Genomic DNA, 22,770 nt, shown 5'->3' on the forward strand with positions numbered 1-22,770 from the left:
GGCGTAGGCGGTCTCGGCGTAGGCGGTCTCGGCGTAGGCGGTCTCGGCGTAGGCGGTCTCGGCGTAGGCGGTCTCGGCGTAGGCGGTCTCGGCGTGGCCGGTCTCGTCCCCGGCGGCGCCGCTCTCGGCGATCTCGCCCAGGGCGATCTCGGCCTCGGCGGTGCCAGGGGTCTCACCGGCCCGGTCTTCACCCTGGCCGGTCGGCACCTGCTCACGGGCGGTCCGGCCCGGCTCCGCCGTCCGGGCACGCCCGCCGCCGCCGAGAACCGACACGTTGGTGGCCGCGGCGAGCATCGCCGGGCCTCTGGCACGCCTGGAGGCGGGCATCGCCGCGGCGGCGCCCACGCCGGCGAGCGCCGGCCGCTGCCGCCGGATCGGCCCGATCAGGAAGACCCACGCCAGCGCGGCACCGAGAACCAGCGCCACCAGCATGAACGCCAGGATCTGCCCGGCGAGGTAGAGCACGGGAACCAGCCTCCCTCCCGCGCGCGGATCCCGGGCGCGGGCGGTCGAACGCGGACAGCGATCAGCGGGGGACCGCGGCGAGCGACGACGAGAGCGAAATCGTCACAGGCCGGCGGACCTGGAGCTACGGACGACCGACCACCGGCCCAAGCCCGCGCGCGGGCGCGCGCAGGCGAGGCGGTGATCGTCTGTTGAGGAAAATCGCCTGTTCGGGCAACACGCCATGGTGACCGACTCCGGTACCGCGCCGCGTTGTCCGAGACGTGCTCGTCTGGCACGGGACAATAGCGCGCCAGCCGCCCCAGACCGGACAGCGACCCGCCGAGTGACACAGGCCGGACACATCGCCCAGCCACCTCGCCAACCTGGGACAACGCCGGCCCCAGCGTCAGAACAGGTCGGCGATCTCCTGGGTGGCGTACCAGAGGAGCTCGTGGCCGTCCGCGCCGTCCACGATGAACGCGGAGTCCTCGCTGCCCAGGTCGGCCGCCATGACGGCGTCGGCGGCGGCGGCCACGGCGGGCTCGGCGTCGGCGTCGTCCACATGCACGGCGCGGACGCCGGACAGCGGCACGGGCGCGACGACCTCGACGACGCCCCGGTCGAGGTCGTCGCGGACCCGGACTCCAGCCTCGTCGATGTCGACGGCGAACACCACTCGGCGCCTGGGCGCCGCGAGATCGGCGTCGAGGAGGCGGAGGCAGGCGCGAGCCGCGGCGAGCAGCGCCGCGTACTCCATCTCCTCCGCGTCCGACCAGGCATACCACTCACGAACGGCGGGGGTGACCGCGAACCCCAGTCCGGCAGGCACGGCGCGCTCATCGAGCACCGACCGCGCGGCCGTCAGCGTTGACGGCAGGTAGACACGCACCCCGCCAGTCTGCCCCTTCCGTCGCGAACCTGTGAACGGGGGCTGATAGCTGCGCGTGACGGGGGGTTACGCGGAGCGATTCGCGGGCATCGACACGAGCAGTGCACAAGCAGTGACGGAGGCAGTCGCCGCCGCCAGCCCAGCGGGGTTCCCCTCGACCCGCTCGCGAGCCACGGGGGAGCCACCACTCGCCAGCGAGGGGGCACACCGATGGCAACCGGTAGTCAAAACTGTCCCTTTTGATGGCGGTTTGTCCGGTATTCAGCGCAAGATCGATACCTAGCGTATTTTTGATCTAGGTAACATGGTAAACGGACTCTTTCGGCAACGTTACAAACGTTGCCGCGCCCGGTGATCCCGCCCGATTCCGACGGCGAGCCTGACGATCGAGAGGGGTCATCGTGACGTTACGGAGGGTCCGGATGCTCGTTCGAGGCTGGGGGTGAGTCGGGTGAGCCGGGAGTACGCGAAGGCCGTTGGTTCTCGCCTGAGGGCAATCCGTATTCAGCAAGGTCTTTCGCTGCAAGGTGTGGAGCAGAAGTCGCGCGGTCGTTGGAAGACCGCCGCGGTCGGCTCCTACGAGCGCGGCGACCGGATGATCAGCGTGCATCAGCTCTCGGAGCTGGCCGGTTTCTACGGAGTACCGGTCTCGGCGCTGCTGCCGAACGAGGATCAGCTGCCTCCACGCGAGCGACGGCCCAGGACCGTGCTGAACCTCGAGAAGCTGGCCCAGGCCCCGCCCGACACCTCCGCCCTCGTGCGCAGGTGGGTCGCCCAGATCCAACGGCAGCGCGACGACTACGCGGGCCACGTCCTCTCCATCCGGGATGGAGACCTGCGCGCGCTTGCCCTGCTGCACGACACCACCCCACAGGAGTTCGCCGACCGGCTGCGTTCCTGGGGGGTCCTGGAGACCACCTTCCCGGAACCCGACGAGCCCGAGTAGGGCGAGGGCGCAAGGCACCCTCGCCGTCGGGCGCGGGGCACCCGACCCGGCTGGTTCCGGGCAGGGAGCCCACGTACCGAGCAGTACGAACGGTCAATGCGGACCGTGGACCGGAACCTCGGTGACTTCGGCCGGACCCCGGCGGGCCTCCGCCGCCACGCGGTCGGTCCGAGAACACCCTTGTGAACGGCCCACGCGGACGCGACCGTGCCCGCGCGACCCGCACGGCCCGGTCACCGCCGACCGGGGCCGTCGCGAGCCGCCGCCAGACCGCCGCGGACATGCCACGCCACAGGCGCCCCGCCAACGGCCGGACGCCGTCGGCGGCCGCGAGGCCGGTCGCGCGGGCTTCGGTCGCCGCGCTGGGAGGTGGTGACGATGCCACGCAAACGAGCCCCACGCCGAGGGTTGGTCCTCGGCGCTGGTGGGGTACTCGGCTCTGCCTGGATGATTGGTGCCCTACGGGCCTACCAGGCGCAGACCGGCGACGATGCCCGGTCCTTTGACGTCATCGTGGGCACATCGGCCGGCTCGGTGGTCGCGGCGCTCCTCAGCCTCGGCGTGGGAGTCGACGCCATGGCTGACTCCGAGCGAGGGCTGTACGAGCCGGGCACGCCCGTCCTGGACTACCGGGATCTCGGGGTGTCGCTGCCGCCGCCACCGCGCATGCGGATGGGATCCCCTCGCCTGCTGACCAGCGCGGTGCTGCACCCCCGCCGGACGACGCCGCTGGTGGCGCTGGCCGCGCTCCTGCCACAGGGCCGCGGCACGATCGCCGCGGTCGGCGACCTGGTCGCGAGCGCCGCCGCGCAGCACGCCGCGAGCGCCACCGGCTGGCCGCGACGGCTGCGGGTCGTCGCGATGGACTTCGACACCGGCACGCGCGTGCTGTTCGGCGCGAACGGCGCGCCCGAGGTCGCCGCTCCCCAGGCCGTGATGGCGTCCTGCGCCATTCCCGGCTGGTACGCACCCGTCACGATCGGCGGGCGACGCTTCGTCGACGGCGGAACCCGCTCGCCGACGTCGCTGGACCTGTGCGTGGACGCGGGGCTCGACGAGATCCTCGTGCTGGCGCCGGCGTGCGCGTTCGACTGCGATCGGCCGCGGCATCCCGTCGCCATCGCCGAACGCCAGTTGCGCCGCGCCGCCACCCGCCGGCTCGCCAGGGAGATCGTGCTGGCCGAGACGACCGGCACCAGCGTGTGCGCGCTGTCCCCCGGCAGGGAGGACCTTGAGGTGATGGGCGGCAACGTCATGGACGTCACCCGGCGGGCCGAGGTGTTCGAGACCGCGCTGCGCACCTGCGCCGCCGTGTTCGCCGACCGGGCGGCCGGCGCCGCCGCCGAGGCCGGCGCGGCCGGTGGCGTGACCGTGCCGGAGAAGGCGGCCGCGGTGACGCTCGACCCGACGAAGCCGACCAGGCCGACCAGGCCGAGAAGGCCGACGGTGCCGGCGACCGCGCCCCCCGTCGCCGGTCCGGCCCGCCTGGCGACCGCCCCCACCCGCCGAACCGGGCCGGTACGGCGCCCGGCCGTCCGCGAGGAGCCCGGCCTCACGGTCCGCGAGGAGCCCGGTCTCGCCGGCTGAGACGGGTGCGCCGGCGTCTCGCGAGGGCACGCCTCGGAAGCGGCGCACCGCGTGAGCGGACGCCTGAACTCCGGCCTTGACCGCTGGCCGCCGCCTTCAGCGGCGGGCGGGCAGGCGGCGGCGCTGGCCGCGGGGTGTCCGGCCGGTCAGGCGGGTCGCGAGATCGCGGATCGCCGCCCGCGCGGGTGACGCGGGGGCGATGTCGCGCAACAGCTGGCCGGCCGCCTGCGCCGCGTCGAACGACGCCAGGTCGTAGGGGATCAGGGCGATGGGCTGGGCGCCGGTGTGCCGGTTGAGCGCCCTGGCGATCTCGCGGCGGGGATCGCCGCCGGCCACCGAGGCGCGCAGCCGGTTGACGACGACGAGCGGCTCGACGCCGGGGACCAGCTCGCGCAGGTCCGCGAGCCCGCGGACGAACCGGACCAGACCAACGGGCTCGGCCGACGTCACCGCCACGACCGTGTCGGCCTCGGCGAGCACCGTGAGCGTCGCGCCGTTGCGTCGCGGGGCCGAGGTGTCGAAGCTCAGCTCCTCGTCGGCCTCCAGGCAGAACCCGCAGTCGACGATGACGAACTGGGCGAGCCGCCGGGACAGGTCCAGCACGTTCTCGAGCGCGGACGGCCGCAGCTCCGGCCAGCGCGACGGCCTGGCGATGCCCGGCAGCACCCGCAGGCCGCCGCCGAGATCGCGGCACAGCACGGCGAGCCGCGGCACGTCGAGCGTGCCCTGGTTGGCGGCCCGCGCGGCGGCGGCGATGCCAGGAGCCTCCTCGAGCAGGCCGACGAGCTGGCCGATGGACCCGCCGTAGGAGTCCGCGTCGACAAGCAGCGTGGACGAACCGAGGTCGGCGAGCTCCGCCGCGAGGCTCAACGCGACCGTCGTCCTCCCGGGGGCGCCGGTCGGGCCCCAGACGGCGATCACCCGTCCCTGAGCGACCGGCGACCGCGCACGCTCGTCGTCGAGCTCGCCCGCCTCCTCGAGGGCGGGCGGCATGGCGCCGTAGCCCACGACCGGGTCGCTGAAGCCGTGGCTGATCGACACCGGGCCGATGGCCGGACGGGTGGTCAGGGCCTTGGCGGCCTCCACGACGGCGGCGGCCACCATCTGGGCGGTCGCGTCGGTCGCGATCACGGCGACGACGCCGAGCTGGCGCAGCCGCCGGTCGCCCGGCTCGTCGCCGGGCGAGATCAGGCCGACCACGGCCACGCCCGCCTGCGCGAGCCGGGCGAGCGACTCCCGATCGAGGCGGCGCAGGTCGGCCGACAGCAGCGCGGCCCGCGCCGCCCCCGTCGTCGCGGCGGCGATCAGGTCCGGCAGGTCGACACAGCGGCGGACGACGGTGACGCCGAGGTCATGGCGGTCGAAGGCCGAGACCAGCCCGGCCTCGACGACCGAGTCCGTGACGGCGGTCAGGATCGGCAGGCTCACCGGCCGTACCCCTGGGCCGCCGTCGGCCCCGCGTCGCCCACCTGGCCGCGGCCGTCACGCTGCAGCTTCACGACGTCGACACGTTCGCTCTGCGATGCCGCGACCGCCCGGATGGCCGCGTCCACGGACACCCGCAACGTCAGGGACCGGTCACCCGTCGCGATCCGCTGCTCGCCGAGGAACTCGACGTCGTGCAGGACCAGGACCTCGGCGCCGGCGCCGCCGGCCGCCGGGGAACCCACGTCGCTCGGGCTGGCGGCTCCGCCGGAGGTGCCGGATCCGCCGGAGGCGTCGGTCCCGTCGACGGCGCCCGACGGCTGGTAGACGTACACGTCGACGTGGTCGCCGGGGGTCAGGGGAGGCACCCGGCCGGCCTTGACCACCACGGGCACGATCCGGGTCGCCCCGGCGTCCGGGCCGGCGAAGTCGGCGCCGCTGAGGAGCTCGCCCTTACCGACGGGGCGGGCGAGCGTGCCGCCGATGACCTCCTTCGACCGCCGTCCCGGGTAGTAGCGGGCCGCCGTGTCATCGTCGAGCTGCGCGCGCACGGTGACGAGGTCCGCCGCGGTGACGACGTGACCGGCGGGCAGGTTCGCCTTCGCGGCCACCCAGGCGGCCGTCCGGTCGGCCGTGGCGAACAGCCGGGCGCCTATCACCACGGATACCAGCACGAGCAGCACGCCGAAAAGGAGTCGGGTGTCACGCCAGCCGCGGCGGCCGAGCCGGCGGGCCGGCGGCGACGGCGGGATGATCGGGTCCGCCGACCTGCCGGATGAGCCTCGCCCATCCGGCAGGGACCCAGGGCCGAACGCGGGCGCCAGGTCGGTCACCGGTGATCTCCTCATCGTGCTCGGTCACCCGCGGGCGTGCGCCCTGGATGGCGGCGGTTCCCACGACGGGGTCCCGGCCCGGTTGACGAGGCGACCGGGCAGGGCATGGTCGATTCGTCGCGCCGTGCGCTCGGGGGGCGACGCGTACGGACATGCGGCGTTGCACAGCGTACGCGCCTATGGACCCGAACCTCCCCGTTTGCTTCGCAATCGGGCAGGAACCCCGTCGTGGCACTTGTGGGGATCTCCCACGGGACACCGAGTTGGACGCTTCAGAGGGCCGACACGATGCCCTTGGAGCGGCAGTTCGTAATTCGCGCTCGTCGACGCCGCGAAGTCCCGACCGTTTGAACACAAGAAGTATGCGAACGGGTGCGGACCGTCGCCATCTCTCCAGTGTCGGGGCACGACCGAGGGCGATCGAGGTCAGTTATCCACAACCGAAGGCATCCGGGCGCATCCCAGCGCGAAAAACTGGTACACACGTCGTAGACACCGGCCGGCCTCCCCTGAACCCTTCACCCCATCAGGAGCCGGACGACTGCCGGACGGGCGGCGGAGGGATGGAGGGCAGCTCGATGAACGAACGGTTCCTGCAGCTCAGCGACGTCGCGGAGATTCTCAACATCTCGGCGTCGCAGACCTATGCGCTCGTCCGTAGCGGCGAGCTGCCGGCCATCAAGATCGGCGGGCGCGGCCAGTGGCGGGTGGAGCGCACCGAGCTGGAGGCCTACATCCAGCGCGCCTATGAGCAGACAAGGGCATTCGTGCTCGCCAACCCGCTGGCCCGCCACGAGCCTGTGCCGGAGGACTGACTCAGCACAGGCGCCTTTCGGCTCGGGTCAGTTTCTGCGGAGCAGAACGATCGCGGCCAGCGGAACGGTGCAGGCCTCGACGGCGCGTGGCCGGCGGAACTCGCCGGGAGCGTGCTCGGCGAGGTCGACGAAGTCGACACCCACCCGGTCGATCGTTCCACTGACCGTCCGGCCGTCACTCAGCACGACCAGACAGCTGGACCGGTCCCTGGCGACTCCGCGCAGCACGTGCCGCAGGTCGAGACTGGCACCGACCCTGCCCTCGTGTCCCGGGTGCGCCGCCGCGCCGCGCAGCCCACGCACCGCCAGCAGGGACGAGAACGGGACCAGGGCCTCGCCCCCGGCGACGTCCTCGGCGAGCAGCCAGTCCGCCCCCAGCGCGAGCAGCCGACCGGTGATCACGCCTCGCTCCGGCCCTGGCTGGCCGGTGATGTCGAAGCGCAGCCGATGCCCGACGGCCGGGCGCAGCCGGTCGACGAGTCTCAGGTAGCCGATCTCCCGACGGCTCCGGTCCGCGATCTCGGCGGACAGCTCGGCGGCCTCGGCCGCGTCCCACTGCGCCTCAAGATCCGCGAACAACGCCTCCCAACGCAACCTGACACCCCCCTTGGCCGTCCCGACAATACGGACCGGCGACGTCACCCCAGGCAGCCGGCCATCCGACGGACGGACGCGCCCGTCGACCACCAGACGAGCCAGCGCGGGCCGAGGGTCATCGGCCGGTATCTGGTCAGACAACCAGGATTGACACTTTGCCGCCAGAGGGTTACACAGGCAAACAGAAGCAAACGAAGTACTCCGCACCGCCGGGGCCATCCGGAAAGGGGTCGCAGCGAACGGGGACCGATTACAGGCGACTCCGACGGAACCGACTTCGACGAAGCGGCTTGCGCACCGCCCTGGGTGATCCCCCGGTGACCCGCCACCGCGGAGACCGCCTCTCCCAAGGCGGCGCCGTGGACGGCGGGCAGGCAGGTGCGTGCCAGTTCGGGGGGACGACCCCCCGAATCATCCGAGGCGGACCTACCGTGTTCGCTGCCCACAGGGCGGCCGCGCGACGGCCCACAGCGCGAAGCGAGGCGCGATGAGATCGATCCGGCACGTGGTGCGGGCCGTCTTCCCGATCGCGTTGGCGGGCAGCGTCGCCGCGGTCCTGATCGTCGCCGGCCCGGGCCTCGCCGACCTGCCGTCCGGCCTCTCTGACGTCCCGCGCTGGTTCTCCGACGCCCCGGAGCAGGCTCTGGTCACGGCGGTGGCAGCGGCCGCCTGGGCCTGCCTGCTGTGGCTGTGCCTCGGCGTCGTCATCGGTTCGCTCGCGGCGCTGCCCGGGGCGGCCGGGCGCGGCGCCGGGCAGCTGTCGCGCTGGATGCTGCCGCGCGCGATGCACCGCCTGCTCGAGGTCAGCCTCGGCCTGACGATCGTCGCGAGCAGCGCCAGCGGGCTGATCGCCGCGACGCCCGCGTCGGCGAGCGTGCCCCAGAACTCACCGGCCGCCTCCCAGACCCAGGCCTGGCCCGACCTCTCCCCACCCATCGCCCAGGGACCGGCCTCATCCGGGACCGGGACGTCCGGCTCGTGGCCGGACCTCTCGCCCCCGGTCACCACCTCGGCACCTGGCACGAACTGGCCCGACCTCTCCCCGCCAAGCGGTTCCGCGCCGGCACCGGCACCGGCACCGGCGAGCCAGGCGCCGCGCCCACCCACCCGAAACCCACCCGCGCCCACGACGCGGCCCCCGACAACCCGGCCGGCGGCGCCGGCCCCCACCACGCCCGCCGCCCCACCACCCGCACCGGCACCACCGCCAGCCGTACCAGCACCAGCACCAGCCGTGCCAGCCCCCACCACAGCGGCCGCACCAGCCACGTCGGCGCCGGCCGTTCCGGCACCGGTCACGACCACCGCACCAGCGGCGCCGGCCAATCCGACGCTGTCAGCCAATCCGACGCCATCAGCCGATCCGGCCGCGACGCCGGCCGGGCCGGCGTCGCTCACCCCCAGCCCGGCTCCCAGCGCGCCGGCCGCCTCCGATCAGCCTTCCGTTTCGCCCACCGTCCCGGCGTCGACCTCCCCGGACGGGGCCGGGCCGCGGGCCGGGCTGCCCGAAGGCACCCCGATCGTCGTGCTCACTCCCCGAGACCAAGGCGTCTCGCCCACCGCCACTCCCGAGACGGGCGCCCCTGCCCCCGGCGCCCCGTCGCCTTCCGCCAGCGCGTCGGCGGCCTCCTCGTCCTCCCCCACCACGCTCCCGTCCTCGCCGGCCCCGACGGCCGACCCGACGTGGACGCCGGCGGCCTCGCCGACGCCGTCCACCAGCCCAGCGCCCTGGACGCCGACGATGCCCACAAGCGAGCCGCCCGCCTCCGTCCTGCGACCGGCCGCGATGCCCGCGTCCGGCTGGCCCGACCTGTCGCCGCCGCTTTCGTCGCCCACTCCTTCTCCTTCGAGCTCGCCCTCGCCGGGCCTCGATCCGCTGGGGGGTTCGGCGCCTCGTGGGATCGGCGGGCCGTCCGACGACGGCTCGCGGACGGAGGTGGTCGTCCACCGCGGCGACTCCCTGTGGACGATCGCCGCCCGCCACCTCGGCCCGAACGCGACCGACGCCCAGATCGCGGCCGAATGGCCACGGTGGTGGGCGGCCAACCAGGACGTGATCGGTTCAGACCCGAACCTGCTCCTCCCCGGCCAGCGGCTACAGCCGCCCTCCGGGCCCTGACCCCGCCCACACCGGCCCGCTCCCGGAGGCGCGCACATGACCCTTCCCGACGCTCGCGCGGGGCAGCCCGACGTACCCGAGCCGCCCTCGCCCGCGGCGTTGCGCGGGCACCCGGCGTTCATGACCGAGCCGCCCTATGACGACGAGGCGCACAGCGCCCGACCCGAGGCGACGCGCGGCGCCCGCGAAGGCGCGACGCGAGGCACCAGCGACGGCGATGCCGCGCGGAACACCCGGGACGAGCGGAACACCCGGGACGACGCGCCGCGCGGCGACGGCGCGGACAAGCCGCGGCGGGCGGGTGACGGTGAGGCGCCGCGGGCCCATGCCGGCCGGCGCACCCTCCAGACCGGTGGGCGGCGCGGCCCCGGCACCGCCGGCTCCTCCCACGGGCGAGGCACGCGGCACGGCGCCGCCCCCCACCGCGGGCCCGGCGGCGTCCGGCTTCCCCCGCCCCCGCCCCCGCCGGCGGCCGGCACGGGTGCGCGTGGTCATTCCCGAGCGGCGGAGGACGTCTCGCTGCGCACCGTCTCCGGGCGGCCGAACGTGACGGCGCACCCGGCGACGCGCCACGCGCCGCTCCGGATCCCGCCGCAGGTCCGTGACAGCCGTTTCCTGGAGAGTCCGGCCCCGGCCGCGACCATCGTCGTCCGGGCGATCGTCGAGGTACTCTCCGGCGTGCGGCCGGTCTCGCACCTGGCTGGCTGGGCCACCCCGCGGCTGCAGGCCKCGCTGGAAAAGCTCGGCGGCCGCTACCCGGGCCGCGGCTCCGTCCGCAGCATCAGGATCGGTGAACCGAGGCCGGGCGTCGCCGAGATCGTGGCGGTCGTCAACCGCGGCGACCGGGTGGCCGCCCTCGCGCTGCGGATGGAGTCGACCGGTGGTCGCTGGCAGGTGACCAGCCTCCAGATCGGCTGACCGCCCGGAGGGGGGCGGTCAGCCGATCTGAAGGCGAGACGGCTGGCTAGCCTCGGCGGGCCGGGTCGCCGTGGCAGCGCTTGTACTTGCGGCCGGATCCGCACGGGCACGGCGCGTTGCGGGCGGGGCCCTTCGGCTCGCCACCCAGACCGCCGGCCGCCGCGGCCCCGCCAGCGGCCCCATCGCGCCCGTAGGCCGTCGCCGACTCCGGGCCGCCGTCGACCGACGGCGCCGAGTACTGCAGGCCCCCGCTCGGCCGGCGAGGTTCCAGACCCTTGACGAACACCGGCGGAGGTGTGGGAGCCGCTTGCACCGGCGGGGTGGGCGCGGCCGGACGGGCCGGAGCCTGGGCCCCCCCTTGCGTCCTGCGGGTGGGACGCGCACCGCCCCGCGCCAGCGGGGCTGTCTGCGCGGCCGGCGGCACGTCGCGCTCGGCGGCCGGCGGGTTCACCGCGGTCAGCGGCGTCGGCGCGCCCAGCGTGGGAGCGGTCCCCGCCGCCTGCTGGCCCTCCGKCCCCTCGTCGCGGCCCGCGACCTGGACCTCGACGTTGAACAGCAGCCGGACGGACTCCTCCTTGATCCCTTCCATCATGGTCTGGAACATCGAGTAGCCCTCGCGCTGGTACTCCACCAGCGGGTCACGCTGACCCATCGCCCGCAGGCCGATGCCCTCCTGCAGGTAGTCCATCTCGTAGAGATGCTCGCGCCACTTCTTGTCGAGCACGGCGAGCACGACCCGCCGCTCGAGCTCACGCATCACCGGCTCGCCGTCGGGGCCGACGCCGAGCTCGGACTCCCGCCGGTCGTAGGCGTCCTGCGCGTCGGTCTGGATGTCCTCGAGGAGCATGTCCGTGCTCAGGCCGTCGCGGTCGTCGGCGGCCGGRGCCTCGACGCCGACCGGGTAGAGCTGTCCGAGGCCGGTCCACAGCGTGTCGAGGTCCCACTCCTCCGCGAAGCCCTCGGCGGTGGCGCCCTGCACGTAGCYGGCGATCGTGTCGTCGACGAAGTGGCGGACCTGCTCGTGCAGGTCGGCGCCCTCGAGAACCTTGCGGCGCTCCTCGTAGATGACGGTGCGCTGCTTGTTCATGACCTCGTCGTACTTGAGGACGTTCTTGCGGATCTCGAAGTTCTGGCCCTCGACCTGTGTCTGGGCCGACCGGATCGCGCGGGTGACGATCTTCGACTCGATCGGCACGTCCTCGGGGATCTGGAGCCGGTCCATGATCCCCTCGACCGTGGACGCGTTGAACAGCCGCATCAGGTCGTCGCCGAGGGAGAGGTAGAACCGGGACTCGCCGCTGTCGCCCTGACGCCCGGCACGGCCGCGCAGCTGGTTGTCGATCCGGCGGGACTCGTGCCGCTCCGTGCCGAGCACGTACAGCCCACCGAGCTCGCGGACCTCGTCGTGCTCGGTGGCGACCGACGACCTGGCCTTCTCCAGGGCTTCCGGCCAGGCGGCCTCGTAGTCCTCGGGCGTCTCGAGCGGGGACAGCCCGCGAGAACGCAGCTCCCCCTGGGCGATGAACTCGGGGTTGCCGCCCAGCATGATGTCCGTACCGCGGCCGGCCATGTTCGTCGCGACCGTGACGGCGCCACGCCGGCCGGCCTCCGCGATGATCAGCGCCTCACGCTCGTGGTGCTTGGCGTTGAGCACCTCGTGCTTGACGCCTTCTTTCGTGAKCTGTTTGGACAGGTACTCGGACTTCTCGACGCTGGTGGTGCCGACGAGGACCGGCTGGCCCTTCTTGTGCCGGGCGACGATGTCGTCGACGACGGCGGAGAACTTCGCGACCTCGGTCTTGTAGACGACGTCGGGCTGGTCGGCCCGGATCATCGGCTTGTTGGTCGGGATCGGCACCACACCCAGCTTGTAGGTCTGGTGGAACTCCGCGGCCTCGGTCATGGCCGTACCGGTCATCCCGGACAGCTTCTCGTACAGCCGGAAGTAGTTCTGCAGCGTGATCGTCGCGAGGGTCTGGTTCTCCTGCTTGATCTCGACCTTTTCCTTGGCCTCGATCGCCTGGTGCATGCCCTCGCTGTAGCGCCGGCCGTGCAGGACGCGGCCGGTGAACTCGTCGACGATCAGGACCTCACCGTCGGTGACGATGTAGTCCTTGTCCAGCTTGTAAAGCTCCTTGGCCTTCAGGGAGTTGTTCAGGTAKCCGACCAGCGGGGTGTTCACCGACTCGTAGAGGTTCTCGATGCCGAGCTGGTCCTCGACCTTCTCGACCCCGGACTCGGTGATGGCGACGGTCCGCTTGCCCTCCTCGACCTCGTAGTCGACGTCGCGGATGAGCAGCGGGGCGATCCGCGCGAACTCCGTGTACCAACGGGTCGGCTGGTCCGCCGGGCCGCTGATGATGAGCGGGGTACGCGCCTCGTCGATGAGGATCGAGTCGGCCTCGTCGATGATGGCGAAGTTGTGGCCGCGCTGGACCAGCTCCTCGCCGCTCCACGCCATGTTGTCGCGCAGGTAGTCGAAGCCGAACTCGTTGTTCGTGCCGTAGGTGATGTCGCAGGCGTACTGCTCGCGACGCGCCGACGGCGGCATCTGCGGGTGGATCACGCCGATCGAGAGACCGAGGAAGCGGTGGACACGGCCCATGTTCTCGGCGTCGCGCTGGGCCAGGTAGTCGTTCACCGTGATCACGTGCACGCCCTCGCCGGCGAGCGCGTTCAGATATGCCGGCAGCGTGGAGACCAGCGTCTTTCCCTCACCGGTCTTCATCTCGGAGATGTTGCCGAGATGAAGCGCGGCCCCGCCCATGATCTGCACGTCGAAGTGCCGCTGGCCGAGGGTGCGCCGGGCCGCCTCGCGCACCGTGGCGAACGCCTCCGGCAGCAGCGAGTCGAGCGTCTCCTCGCCGTCGGCGAGGCGCTGGCGGAACTCGTCGGTCATGCCGCGCAGCTCGGCGTCCGAGAGGCCGACGAAGTCGTCCTCGATGAGGTTCACCTGCTCGGCGATGGCATGGAGCTTGCGCAGGATCCGTCCTTCGCCGGCGCGCAGGATCTTGTCTAGTACCACGGGCGAGGCTCCTCCGGCTGGCATGTCGGCGAGCGGGCCGACACCACGATGCTAGCCCTTCGACGGCCCTCGATCGGAACCCGCGACACTCCCGGCGCCGGCTTCCCGGGATGTGTTGGGTGCCGGTCCCCGCCGAACAGCGGGAACGGCCGCGAGATCGACGGCCGGAAAGCGGAAGCCGTACACCCACCGTCCTGCCATCGTGTGGGGCGCGGGCGGCGGCGGTGCGCACCGGCCGGTCCGCGCCCGTCCGCCTGTTTCGGGAGGAACTCTCCATGTCCATGCTGGAGCCGGTCGAGATCACCGCCGGCGCGCTGCACCTGCGCCCCTGGCGGCCAGACGACGCCGACGCCGTGTTCGCCGCCTGCCAGGACCCGGAGATCCAGCGCTGGACCAGCGTGCCGGTGCCCTACCGGCACGAGGACGCGACCGGGTTCGTCGGGGCGAGGACCCAGGCCGCGTGGCGCACCGGCACGGGCGCGTATCTCGCCGTCGTCGACGCGACCACCGGCGACCTGCTCGCCTCGGTCAGCCTGGGCGACATGCGCGACGCCGACGGGCTGCCGGGCGTCGCGCCGGGCGGGGACGCCGAGGTCGGCTACTGGTGCGCGCCGGCGGCGCGCGGGCGCGGCGTCACTACGGACGCGGTGCGGGTGTTGTGCCGCTGGGGCTTCGGCGGGCTGGGGCTGGCCACGATCCGATGGATGGCGTTGGCGGGCAATGAGGCGTCGCGACAGGTGGCGGTCAGGGCCGGGTTCACCGTCGCCCCCGTCCCCCGCCCCCTCCCCAACCGCCGAGGCGGCGACCTCACCGGCCACTGGGCCGGCGTCCTGCTGCCAGCGCGCTGAGGCCGGCGCCGCGCGCCAGCCTCAGGTGATCTCGAGGAGCTTCTCGCGGACGGCGTAGACGACGGCCTCCATCCGCGAGTGCAGCTGGAGCTTCTCCAGGATGTTGCGGATGTGGTTCTTGACCGTGTTCTCGCTGATGAAGAGCTGCTTGGCGATGTCGCGGTTGTTCATGCCCTTCGCGACGAGCCGGAGCACCTCCATCTCCCGGTCGGTCAGGCGAGGGGTGGGCAGCTGCGGCCGGTCGTCCTTGTTCTTGATCATCGAGGCGAACTCGCTGAGCAGCTTCGACGCCATCGACGGGCTGATCAGGCTCTGYCCGTTGTACACGGCGCGGATGTCGGCCGCGACCTCGTCGATCGAGATCTCCTTGAGCAGGTAGCCCATCGCGCCGGCCTTGATGGCGTCGTAGAGGTCGGCCTCCTCGTCRCTGATCGTCAGCATGACGATTTTCGCGCTGGGCACCGCCTGCTTGATGACGCTGGTCGCGTCGATTCCCCCTCGGCGCGGCATCCGTACGTCCATCAGGACGATGTCCGGAGCCATCTCGCTGGCCATCGTCACCGCCTCGGTACCGTCAGCGGCCTCGCCGACGACCTCGATATCCGGCTCCTGCGCGAGCACCATCTCCAGCCCGCGGCGAAACAGCGCATGATCGTCGACGATCAGCACCCGGATCGGGTTCTCCTCCGATGGCGCCCGCGGCGTCTCGGGCGAGCGCTGCTCGTCCACCGTCATCTGGCCTCCCTAAACCACTGCCCCGACATCGCGGGCGGCGGCGCGGCCGGACCCTGACGCGGACGCTGCCCGCCCACGCACCAGTCCGACGGCCAGACCGGGCCGAACCCTCCCGTCGGCCCGCGGCGCCCCGCCACCCGACGCCGATGATCCCACGTCGGCGGGACTTTCCCGCACCGATCCACCTTCCCCACCGATCAGCCAACACCGGACAAGGCACCAATTTCCAGTTTCGGCCACATCCGGGGCCTGTAGGGGGATCGGCAGGGAGCGCTGTGATACGCGGTGGTCACCGGACTGGCGGGACTCCTGAGACCGGTGGGGACCTCCGTTTTCAGGGCGGCCAGACACGAAACGGCCCTCTGGGAAGCCCGACAGGGCTTTCCAGAGGGCCGTCGCGGTGGGCCGGCCTGGCCGGCCCACCGCGGGTGTGCGTGGGGCCTCCTACGACGTCGCTCCCATGGGCTCACGCTCCTCGTCCGAGGCCGCCGCCGGGTCGTCCGGGTCGATCAGGTGGATGACGCCGTAGTCGTAGCCTCGCCGGCGGTACACGACACTCGCCCGCCCGGTCACCTGGTCCTGGAAGAGGTAGAAGTCGTGACCGACGAGTTCCATGTTCGACAGCGCGTCGTCCAGTGTCATCGGCGCCGCCCGGTGCGTCTTGGTGCGCACGACCATGGGCGAGCGGTCCGGCTGCTCGTAACGGTCCACGTCGATGCCCTCGAGCTCGCGTTCGTGCTCACTGTCGGCGGGCCGGGCGCCGTTCGAGGTACCCGCGGATCGCTGGCCGGTGCCGGCCGTACCGCGCCTGCCCACGGCGGCCGCGACATCGGCCGGGGTGACCATGCCGCCGGAAGGTGCCGGTGTCTCGGGCGTAGCCGGGCCTTGACCAGGCGGGGCGGACGCCGCCCGGCGCCCGTTCTGCTCCGGCGCGGCGGGCTCCAGGTCCCCGTGGACCGTCGGCGGCGGCCCGACATAGGCGCGCCCGTGGCCCTGACCGTGGTTACCGTGCTGGTGGTCGGCGCGGCGCTCGGCCGCGCGGCGCAGCCGTTCGGCGAGCTTGTTCGTCGCCCCGTCCAGCGCGGAGTAGGGGTCGGCGGCGGCGGCCTCGGCGCGGATCACCGGACCACGGCTGTAAAGAGTGAGCTCGACCCGCTCGCGGACGTCCGACATGCGGGGGTTGCGCTCCCTGGACAGCTCGACGTCGACCCGGATGACCTTGCCGTCGTACCGTTCGAGCTTCGCGAGCTTGCTCTGGACGTGCGTACGGAACCGTTCTGGAACCGCCGTGTGCCGGCCCTTGACCACGATGTCCACGCGATCCACCTCCCGTTCGCCAGCCGGGTGTCCCGTCCGCGATGCGGCGGCTTGGCGCCGCATCCGGGACGGAGCCCGGCGCTCCGGTGCTGGCACGGGCCCGAGCGGGCCCGACCGAACCGGATCTCGTCTTCGTCGTACTGGCTGTCCCCCATCTCAGGAAATAACGCGCGCCTGTCGCCATTTGTGTTCTGGATCGGTCCTGCCTGCCGGTCCACTCCCCTCGTGTGGTCTCGCCTGGTGTGGCGAATGTCGGCGCCCGCCCACCGGAGCGCGGGTGGTCGGACGACCCGCCCGTTCACCGGTAGGCCATCTAGTTTCACCCATCCGGTACCCGCGTGGTGGGCAATCGGACACGTCGGCGTGCCGGTGTGCCGCCGGCCGCCGCGATGACGGCCGCCGCCAGCACCGGCACCCCGACCTGGCGAAGCGCCCGTACCGCCTCGGCGAGCGTGGCGCCCGTGGTCGCCACGTCGTCCACCACCACGACGTCGACCCCGCGGGCCGCCGCCACCCGGGCCGCCGCGGCCGGCCGCGCCGCGAACGCCCCGGCGACGTTCACGGCCCGCTCGCGCGCCCCGAGCCCAGCCTGGTCAGCCGTCCGGCGGACGGGGCGCAACAGCGGCGCGACCCACGTCGGCGTGCCGGCGCGGGTCGCCACCCGGGCAGCGGCCGCCGCCACCCTGCCGACATGGTCGAACCCTCGCTGGCGCAACGCCGCCCTGCTCGCCGGCACCGGTACGAGCAGGACCGTTGCGCCGCCCGGCCCGCCAACCGGGCGCGTGACGGCGAGGGCCGCGCTGACCGCGCGGGCCAGGGCACCGCCGAGCGGACCGGTGAGATCCAGGCGGCCTCGCTCCTTGTACGCGATCACCAGTGAACCGGCCGGGCCCGCGTAGCGGGCGGCCGCGACGCAGGGCGGCGGGCCTCGCCGCCCCGGGGTGGCCGCACTACCCGGGGCGGCGAGAATCGGGGGACCGGCCAGCGCCACGTCGCAGGCCGTGCACACCGCGGCGCCGGCACGCCCGCAGCCGGCGCAGGCCCGCGGCAGCACCAGGTCGGCCAGGGTGCCGAGCGCCGTGCGCGCCGGCCCGCGAGTGGCCTGGTGCGCCCACTCGCCACGGCGCCGTGATCCGGTCACCCGCGCAGCATCGGGCAGCGACCTCGCCCACGCCAGCCCCGGCGCTTGCCCTGTGGACAACGCGCGCCGGTGGCGATCTCCGGGCCGCCCGCCCGGGACGGGCACGGAGTGTCCACCGGCGTCGGCCGCCCGACGGCGCCCGTACCGCTCCAGCCCGGCTCTGAAAGGATGAGCCCGATCATCCGGGACGACGGGAGCGCGCATGGCCGTAGATGGGCCGGTCACCGGCCCGTATCCGCCGCCGCCCCCGTACGGTCCCGGCCGGCCTGTGCCACCCCCTTACGGCCCCGGCCAGCCCCCGCTTGGCCCTTGGGGGCCTGGTCAGTGGGGGCCCGCTGTGCCGACCGGCCCGGCGCCGGGAGCAGGAGGATGGGGCCCGGCACCCGCACCCAGCCCGGGCGGGCAGGGACGGCAGGCTCCCGGGGCCTCGGCCGCCGGCTGGTCGGCTCCCGGTTCCGAGCTCGCGGGCGCCGGCGGCGCGGGCGGCGACGGCCACCGTGGCGCCTTCCGCCGGCCGGCTGGAAGACCGGTCGACGCCGCGGCGAGCGTGGTCCCGTTGCGCCCGCTGAGCGTCAGCGAGATCCTCGACGGCGCGTTCGTGACGATGCGGACGAACCCGGGCGCCACGCTCGGGCTCACCCTGGTCACCGGAGCCGTGTTCGAGACCGTGGGCGCGATCGTGACGCTCGCCGCCCAGGACGCGTCGTTCGCCTTCTACGCGCTGCTGCAGGTCGTGCTGCGCGGGCTCGACTTCATGCTGGTGATCCTGCTGGCCGGAGTGCTCGCGGTCGTCGTCGCCGAGGCGAGCCTCGGCCCCGGGCCCGCCGGCAGGTCCCGGATCGGGCTCGGGGCGGCGGTCCGCCGGGCCGTGCCCCGGTTGCCGGGGCTGATGAGGCTGGCCCTGCTGCTCACCCTGCTGATGGTCCTCGGCCTGGTCACGCTCGGCGTGGTGTCGGTCTGGCTGGGGGTGTTGTTCTGCTTCGCGACCCCGGTGTACGCGCTGGAGGGCGGGACGGTCACGGGCGCGCTGCGCCGGTCGCGTTACCTGATCCGGGGCGCCTGGTGGCGGACCTTCGGCATCCTGCTGCTCGCTGGGGTCATCGCCGGAACGCTGGTGCTCGTCGTGAGCGTGCCGGTCGCCCTGTTCACGCCCACACCGTCGTCGCTCACCGAATCGTCCGGGCGTCCAAGCACCACCGGCCTCGTCGTCCAGGCCCTGGGGAGCCTTCTGATCGTCACGATCGTCACCCCGGTGCTCGCCGGTGTCATCGCGATCCTCTACATCGACCGGCGGATCCGCCGGGAGGCCCTCGACGTCACCCTCGCGCGGGCCGCGGCCACCGGCGCCACCGACGCCGTCGCCGCGGCGGCCCCCCCGCCCGGCGCGGGCTTCCCCACGGCCGGCTTCCCGGCCGCCGGCATCCCGGTTCCTGGTGCACCAGTTCCTGGTGTGCCGGTTCCTGGCGTACCGGTTCCCGGGTTCCCGCCGGCCGGAGCCCGACCACCGGCGCCGCCGGGCCATGGCGGCTGGCCGCCCCACGGCGGGTGGTCCTGATGGCGACGCTCGGTGGCGCGGTCACCCGGGAGGGCGCCCAGGACGAGGCACGCCGCGAGCTCTCCCGCGACATCTACGGCCGTCAGGACGGGCGCCACTCGCCGAACTGGCTGCACCGGGCCGTCGACTGGATCAACGACAAGCTGGGCCAGCTCTTCGGCTGGCTCGACCCCCACGTCAACCAGCGCGGCGGTGGGAACTACACCGGGCTGGGCATCTTCGCCGTGCTGCTGGTGCTGGTCGTGCTGGCGGTGGTGCTGCGGCTGTGGCTCGGCCCGGTCCGCCGCTCGGCCAGAGACCGCTCGCGGGACACCGACCTCGCGAGCGCGCTGTCCGCACGCGCGCTTCGCGCCGAGGCGGAGGGGCACGCGGCCGCCGGCCGCTACGCCGAGGCGGTGCGCTCCCGGCTGCGCGCCGTGGTGCGGATGCTGGAGGAGAAGGGTGTCCTCGACCCGAGGGCCAGCCGCACCGCCGGTGAGCTGGTCATGGAGATGACGGCGGTCACGACGACCGGTATCGACGAGCTACGCGTCGCCGTGGCCGAGTTCAGCGACATCTGGTACGGCGGCCGGCCGGCCAGCCCCGAGTCGTACCAGGCTGTCGCGCGGGCCGACGACGCGCTCGCGGACGTCCGCCGGCCGGCCCACGACAACCGTCCCTCCGGCCCCACCCACGCGGTGCCCGCGTGACCGCCCCGACCGCCCCCGCGCCGCCCCAGGCCCAGCCGGGCCAGCTGGGCGGGACGCCTGGCACGGGTGGGCCGGGCGGGCCTGGGCCGACCGGCTCGACGTTCCAGCGGAGCGGGCCGCGCCCGGCCACGCGGCGACGGGTGACGATCGCGCTCGCTGTCCTCGGCGTGGTCGTCGTCGTCTACTCCCTGCTCGCCGTGGTGATCGGCGCCCCGTCGAACGGCAACAAGGACTCCCTCGACACCAGGTCGCCGGCGCCGGCCGGCACGATGGCGCTCGCCGAGATCCTGCGCCACCGCGGGGTCGACGTCACCGCCCGCGACGACGTGCTGGCGGCACTGGGCACCCCGGGAGACGCCGCCGACCTGACGATGGTCGTGATCAGACCTGGTCGGCTCGACAGCTACACCCTCGGCAACCTGCGCCAAGTCGCCGAGGACGGCGCCGACGTGGTGCTGGTGGGAGCCGACGGCGACGTGCTGTCCGCGCTGGACGTGCCCGTCGACACCGTCGGCGCGGTCACCCTGCCCGGCGCGAAGACCCCGGCCTGCGACCTCGCCGAGGCACGTACGGCGGGCCGCACGACGATCTCCGGCTCGGCCCACTACGACCGGCCCGTCGAGGCTCCAGGCCCGGCGGCGGCCAACCTCACGGCCACGTTCTGCTACGCGTCATCCGGGGGCGGCGCGCCGCTGGCCGTGGTGACGGCGCCGAACTGGGCCGGGCGGCTGGTGCTGCTCGGCGGGGCGGGTTTCCTCACCAACGCCGATCTCGACCGCGAGGGCAACGCCGCGCTCGCCCTCGGCCTGCTGGCCCGTCACTCCCACCTGGACTGGGTGATCCAGGAACAGGTTCTCACGGACCCGGCCGACCGCGGCGGCATCGGGGACCTGCTGGGGCCCGCCTTCTGGCTGACCTGCCTGCAGATTCTCGTCGCGCTCGTCCTGTTGGCGCTCTGGCGCGGACGGCGGCTCGGCCCACCGGTGCCGGAACCGCTGCCCGTCGTCGTGCGTGCCTCCGAGACCACGGAGGGCCGCGGCCGGCTGTACGCGGCGGCCAGGGCGCGTGGCCTCGCCGCCGAGGCGTTGCGCGCGGGCCTGCGCGCCCGGCTCGCCGACCGGCTGGGCCTGCCACCGCACGGCGCGGCCGGCGCCGGTGGCACGGTGCGGGCCGGCGCCGTGGCGAAGGAGATCGGCGGGCCGGACCCCGCGGCCCTCGTGGCCTCGGTCGCCGAGCGGACCGGTCGCCCGCCGATGAAGATCTGGGCGCTCCTGTACGGTTCGGGCTGGTCGCCCGCGCCCCAGGCCGCGCCGCCGGCCGCGGTCATGCGGGCGCCGGGGGCCTGGCCGGCTCCCAGCGCCGGCTGGCCCGTCGCGCCGGGCCCCCAGCAACCAGAACCGCTGGACGACGCCGCGTTGCTTCGGCTCGCCAAGGCACTCGACAAGCTTGATCGGCAGGTGGGTGGAAGGTGACAACTCCGCATCCCGGCGCCTATGTCCCCGGTGTTCCGGCGCCGGAACCCGGCGCGGCCGGCGGCCAGGGCTACCCTGGCGCCCCTAGGCCGCCCGGAACGACGGTGCCGCCCGGAACGACGGTGCCGCCCGAGGACCCGGCGATCGAGGACGAGGCGGCCGGTGAGGTCACCATCGTCGGGCGCGACGTGACCCGGACGCCGCTCGGGCCCCCGCCGCCGGCCGCCCGGTCCTCGACGCCCCCGCCGTCGGAACAGCCACCCCCGGCGCCGGCGCCATGGCCGGCCGCGCCCGCTCCAGGCACGCCCGCGCCGGCCGCGGGCCCGGCGTTGACCGTCCCACCGCCACCACCGCCACCGCCACCGCCGCCTCCGGTGCCGCGGCAGCCTCCGGTGCCGCCGCCCACGGCGTGGCCGGCGCACACGCCGGCGGCGCACGCCGGCATGCCGTCCGCGCAGGAACAGGAGGCCGCGAGGGCGGCACTGGTCCGGCTGCGTTCCGAGGTGGGGAAGGCCGTCATCGGCCAGGACGCCGCCGTCAGCGGCCTGGTCGTGGCGCTGCTCTGCCGCGGCCACGCGCTGCTGGAGGGCGTTCCCGGCGTGGCGAAGACCCTGCTGGTGCGCACCCTGGCCAGGGCGCTCGCGCTGGAGACCAAGAGACTGCAGTTCACCCCCGACCTGATGCCCGGCGACGTCACCGGCTCGCTGTTCTACGACAACCGCAGCTCCGAGTTCGCCTTCCGCGAGGGCCCGGTCTTCACCAACCTGCTGCTCGCCGACGAGATCAACCGCACCCCGCCGAAGACCCAGGCGGCGCTGCTGGAGGTCATGGAGGAGCGCCAGGTCAGCGTCGACGGCAAGCCCCGCCCGCTGCCCAGCCCGTTCGCCGTGCTGGCCACGCAGAACCCGGTCGAGCACGAGGGCACCTACCCGCTGCCCGAGGCCCAGCTCGACCGGTTCCTGGTCAAGGTGACGCTGCCGCTGCCGTCCCGCGACGACGAGGTCCGGGTGCTCGCCCACCACGCGGCGGGCTTCGACCCTGGCGACCTCGACGCCGCGGGCGTGACGGCGGTCGCCGGCCCGGCCGAGCTCGCCATCGCTCGGGCCAGTGCCCGCGCCGTGCAGGTCCATCCCGAGGTGCTGGCGTACGTCGTCGACCTCGCCCGGGCGACCCGCTCCGCGCCGTCGGTCCTGCTCGGGGTGTCGCCGCGAGGCGCGACGGCGCTGCTCGCGACGTCGAAGGCGTGGGCGTGGCTGTCCGGCCGCGGCTACGCCACCCCGGACGACGTGAAGGCGCTCGCCCGCGCGACGCTGCGGCACCGGATCAGCCTGCGACCGGAGGCCGAGCTGGACGGCGTCACCGCGGACGTGGTGCTCGAACAGGTGCTCGCGACCGTCCCCGTCCCCCGCTGA

Annotated in this window: 18 protein-coding genes and 1 pseudogene; 10 read left to right on the forward strand and 9 right to left on the reverse strand. The window is 73.9% G+C overall.

What is annotated here, in order from left to right; genetic code table 11:
- Window positions 1-465: pseudogene (locus BL253_RS41770) on the reverse strand (hypothetical protein); the annotation flags it as partial.
- 388 nt (window positions 466-853) lie between these two features.
- Complete coding sequence (locus BL253_RS05685) at window positions 854-1,336, reverse strand: DUF6912 family protein (RefSeq protein ID WP_076814216.1); 483 nt, start codon at window positions 1,334-1,336, stop codon at window positions 854-856.
- A gap of 451 nt (window positions 1,337-1,787) precedes the next feature.
- On the opposite strand from BL253_RS05685, the gene BL253_RS05690 reads away from it, so the two are divergent.
- Together BL253_RS05690 and BL253_RS05695 are read left to right on the forward strand one after the other, a co-directional pair.
- Entirely contained in the window at window positions 1,788-2,282 is a 495-nt protein-coding gene (locus BL253_RS05690) for a transcriptional regulator (RefSeq protein ID WP_076814218.1), read from the forward strand.
- Between the two features lie 378 nt (window positions 2,283-2,660).
- Complete coding sequence (locus BL253_RS05695; protein WP_076814348.1) at window positions 2,661-3,869, forward strand: patatin-like phospholipase family protein; 1,209 nt, start codon at window positions 2,661-2,663, stop codon at window positions 3,867-3,869.
- A 96-nt stretch (window positions 3,870-3,965) separates the two neighbouring features.
- Here BL253_RS05695 and BL253_RS05700 read toward each other — a convergent pair whose 3' ends face one another.
- Both BL253_RS05700 and BL253_RS05705 read right to left on the reverse strand, forming a co-directional pair.
- Window positions 3,966-5,297, reverse strand: a complete 1,332-nt coding sequence (locus BL253_RS05700) for a CpaE/TadZ family protein (RefSeq protein WP_076814219.1) — start codon at window positions 5,295-5,297, stop codon at window positions 3,966-3,968.
- Window positions 5,294-6,127 (reverse strand): SAF domain-containing protein, encoded by an 834-nt coding sequence (locus BL253_RS05705; RefSeq protein WP_081438035.1) that lies wholly within the window; start codon window positions 6,125-6,127, stop codon window positions 5,294-5,296. Before BL253_RS05705 ends, BL253_RS05700 begins: the two co-directional genes overlap by 4 nt.
- Window positions 6,128-6,705: 578 nt before the next feature.
- Here BL253_RS05705 and BL253_RS05710 point away from each other — a divergent pair.
- A complete protein-coding gene (locus BL253_RS05710; RefSeq protein WP_071050365.1) occupies window positions 6,706-6,942 on the forward strand; it encodes a helix-turn-helix domain-containing protein in 237 nt (78 codons plus the stop codon).
- 27 nt (window positions 6,943-6,969) lie between these two features.
- On the opposite strand, the gene BL253_RS05715 is transcribed toward BL253_RS05710, so the two are convergent.
- Window positions 6,970-7,536: a hypothetical protein gene (locus BL253_RS05715; protein WP_076814352.1), complete on the reverse strand. Its 567-nt coding sequence runs from the start codon at window positions 7,534-7,536 to the stop codon at window positions 6,970-6,972.
- 490 nt (window positions 7,537-8,026) lie between these two features.
- Here BL253_RS05715 and BL253_RS40955 point away from each other — a divergent pair, with 490 nt between their 5' ends.
- Complete coding sequence (locus BL253_RS40955) at window positions 8,027-9,658, forward strand: LysM peptidoglycan-binding domain-containing protein (RefSeq protein WP_131831449.1); 1,632 nt, start codon at window positions 8,027-8,029, stop codon at window positions 9,656-9,658.
- 36 nt (window positions 9,659-9,694) lie between these two features.
- Window positions 9,695-10,576, forward strand: coding sequence for an Rv3235 family protein (locus BL253_RS05735; protein WP_076814227.1), 882 nt, complete (start codon window positions 9,695-9,697; stop codon window positions 10,574-10,576).
- Between the two features lie 46 nt (window positions 10,577-10,622).
- Here the strand turns inward: BL253_RS05735 and secA are convergent, their stop codons facing one another.
- Window positions 10,623-13,601 carry a preprotein translocase subunit SecA gene (gene secA / locus BL253_RS05740; protein ID WP_076814228.1) on the reverse strand — a complete coding sequence of 993 codons (2,979 nt, stop codon included), beginning with the start codon at window positions 13,599-13,601 and terminating at the stop codon, window positions 10,623-10,625.
- Between the two features lie 275 nt (window positions 13,602-13,876).
- Between secA and BL253_RS05745 the strand changes: the two genes are divergently transcribed.
- Window positions 13,877-14,449, forward strand: coding sequence for a GNAT family N-acetyltransferase (locus BL253_RS05745; protein WP_076814230.1), 573 nt, complete (start codon window positions 13,877-13,879; stop codon window positions 14,447-14,449).
- Between the two features lie 21 nt (window positions 14,450-14,470).
- On the opposite strand, the gene BL253_RS05750 is transcribed toward BL253_RS05745, so the two are convergent.
- From BL253_RS05750 to BL253_RS05760, 3 genes are all read right to left on the reverse strand, one after another.
- Entirely contained in the window at window positions 14,471-15,184 is a 714-nt protein-coding gene (locus BL253_RS05750; protein WP_071050342.1) for a response regulator, read from the reverse strand.
- A 444-nt stretch (window positions 15,185-15,628) separates the two neighbouring features.
- On the reverse strand, window positions 15,629-16,501 hold the full coding sequence (hpf, locus tag BL253_RS05755) for a ribosome hibernation-promoting factor, HPF/YfiA family (RefSeq protein WP_076814232.1): 873 nt from the start codon (window positions 16,499-16,501) through the stop codon (window positions 15,629-15,631).
- Window positions 16,502-16,820: 319 nt separating this feature from the next.
- Window positions 16,821-17,642, reverse strand: a complete 822-nt coding sequence (locus BL253_RS05760) for a ComF family protein (protein WP_241834559.1) — start codon at window positions 17,640-17,642, stop codon at window positions 16,821-16,823.
- Window positions 17,643-17,979: 337 nt separating this feature from the next.
- On the opposite strand from BL253_RS05760, the gene BL253_RS42820 reads away from it, so the two are divergent.
- The 4 genes from BL253_RS42820 to BL253_RS05780 all read left to right on the forward strand — a co-directional run bounded on the left by BL253_RS42820 (window position 17,980) and on the right by BL253_RS05780 (window position 22,770).
- On the forward strand, window positions 17,980-19,197 hold the full coding sequence (locus tag BL253_RS42820) for a hypothetical protein (RefSeq protein ID WP_198946183.1): 1,218 nt from the start codon (window positions 17,980-17,982) through the stop codon (window positions 19,195-19,197).
- The gene (locus tag BL253_RS05770; protein WP_076814235.1) at window positions 19,197-19,886 is read left to right on the forward strand and encodes a DUF4129 domain-containing protein; all 690 of its coding nucleotides are present in this window, start codon (window positions 19,197-19,199) and stop codon (window positions 19,884-19,886) included. The genes BL253_RS42820 and BL253_RS05770 overlap by 1 nt, the downstream gene beginning before the upstream one ends.
- Window positions 19,883-21,358 (forward strand): DUF4350 domain-containing protein, encoded by a 1,476-nt coding sequence (locus BL253_RS05775; protein WP_241834560.1) that lies wholly within the window; start codon window positions 19,883-19,885, stop codon window positions 21,356-21,358. Before BL253_RS05770 ends, BL253_RS05775 begins: the two co-directional genes overlap by 4 nt.
- Window positions 21,359-21,801: 443 nt before the next feature.
- Entirely contained in the window at window positions 21,802-22,770 is a 969-nt protein-coding gene (locus BL253_RS05780; RefSeq protein ID WP_081438039.1) for an AAA family ATPase, read from the forward strand.

This window comes from Pseudofrankia asymbiotica (assembly GCF_001983105.1).
In the GTDB taxonomy this organism is placed as follows: Bacteria; Actinomycetota; Actinomycetes; order Frankiales; family Frankiaceae; genus Pseudofrankia; species Pseudofrankia asymbiotica.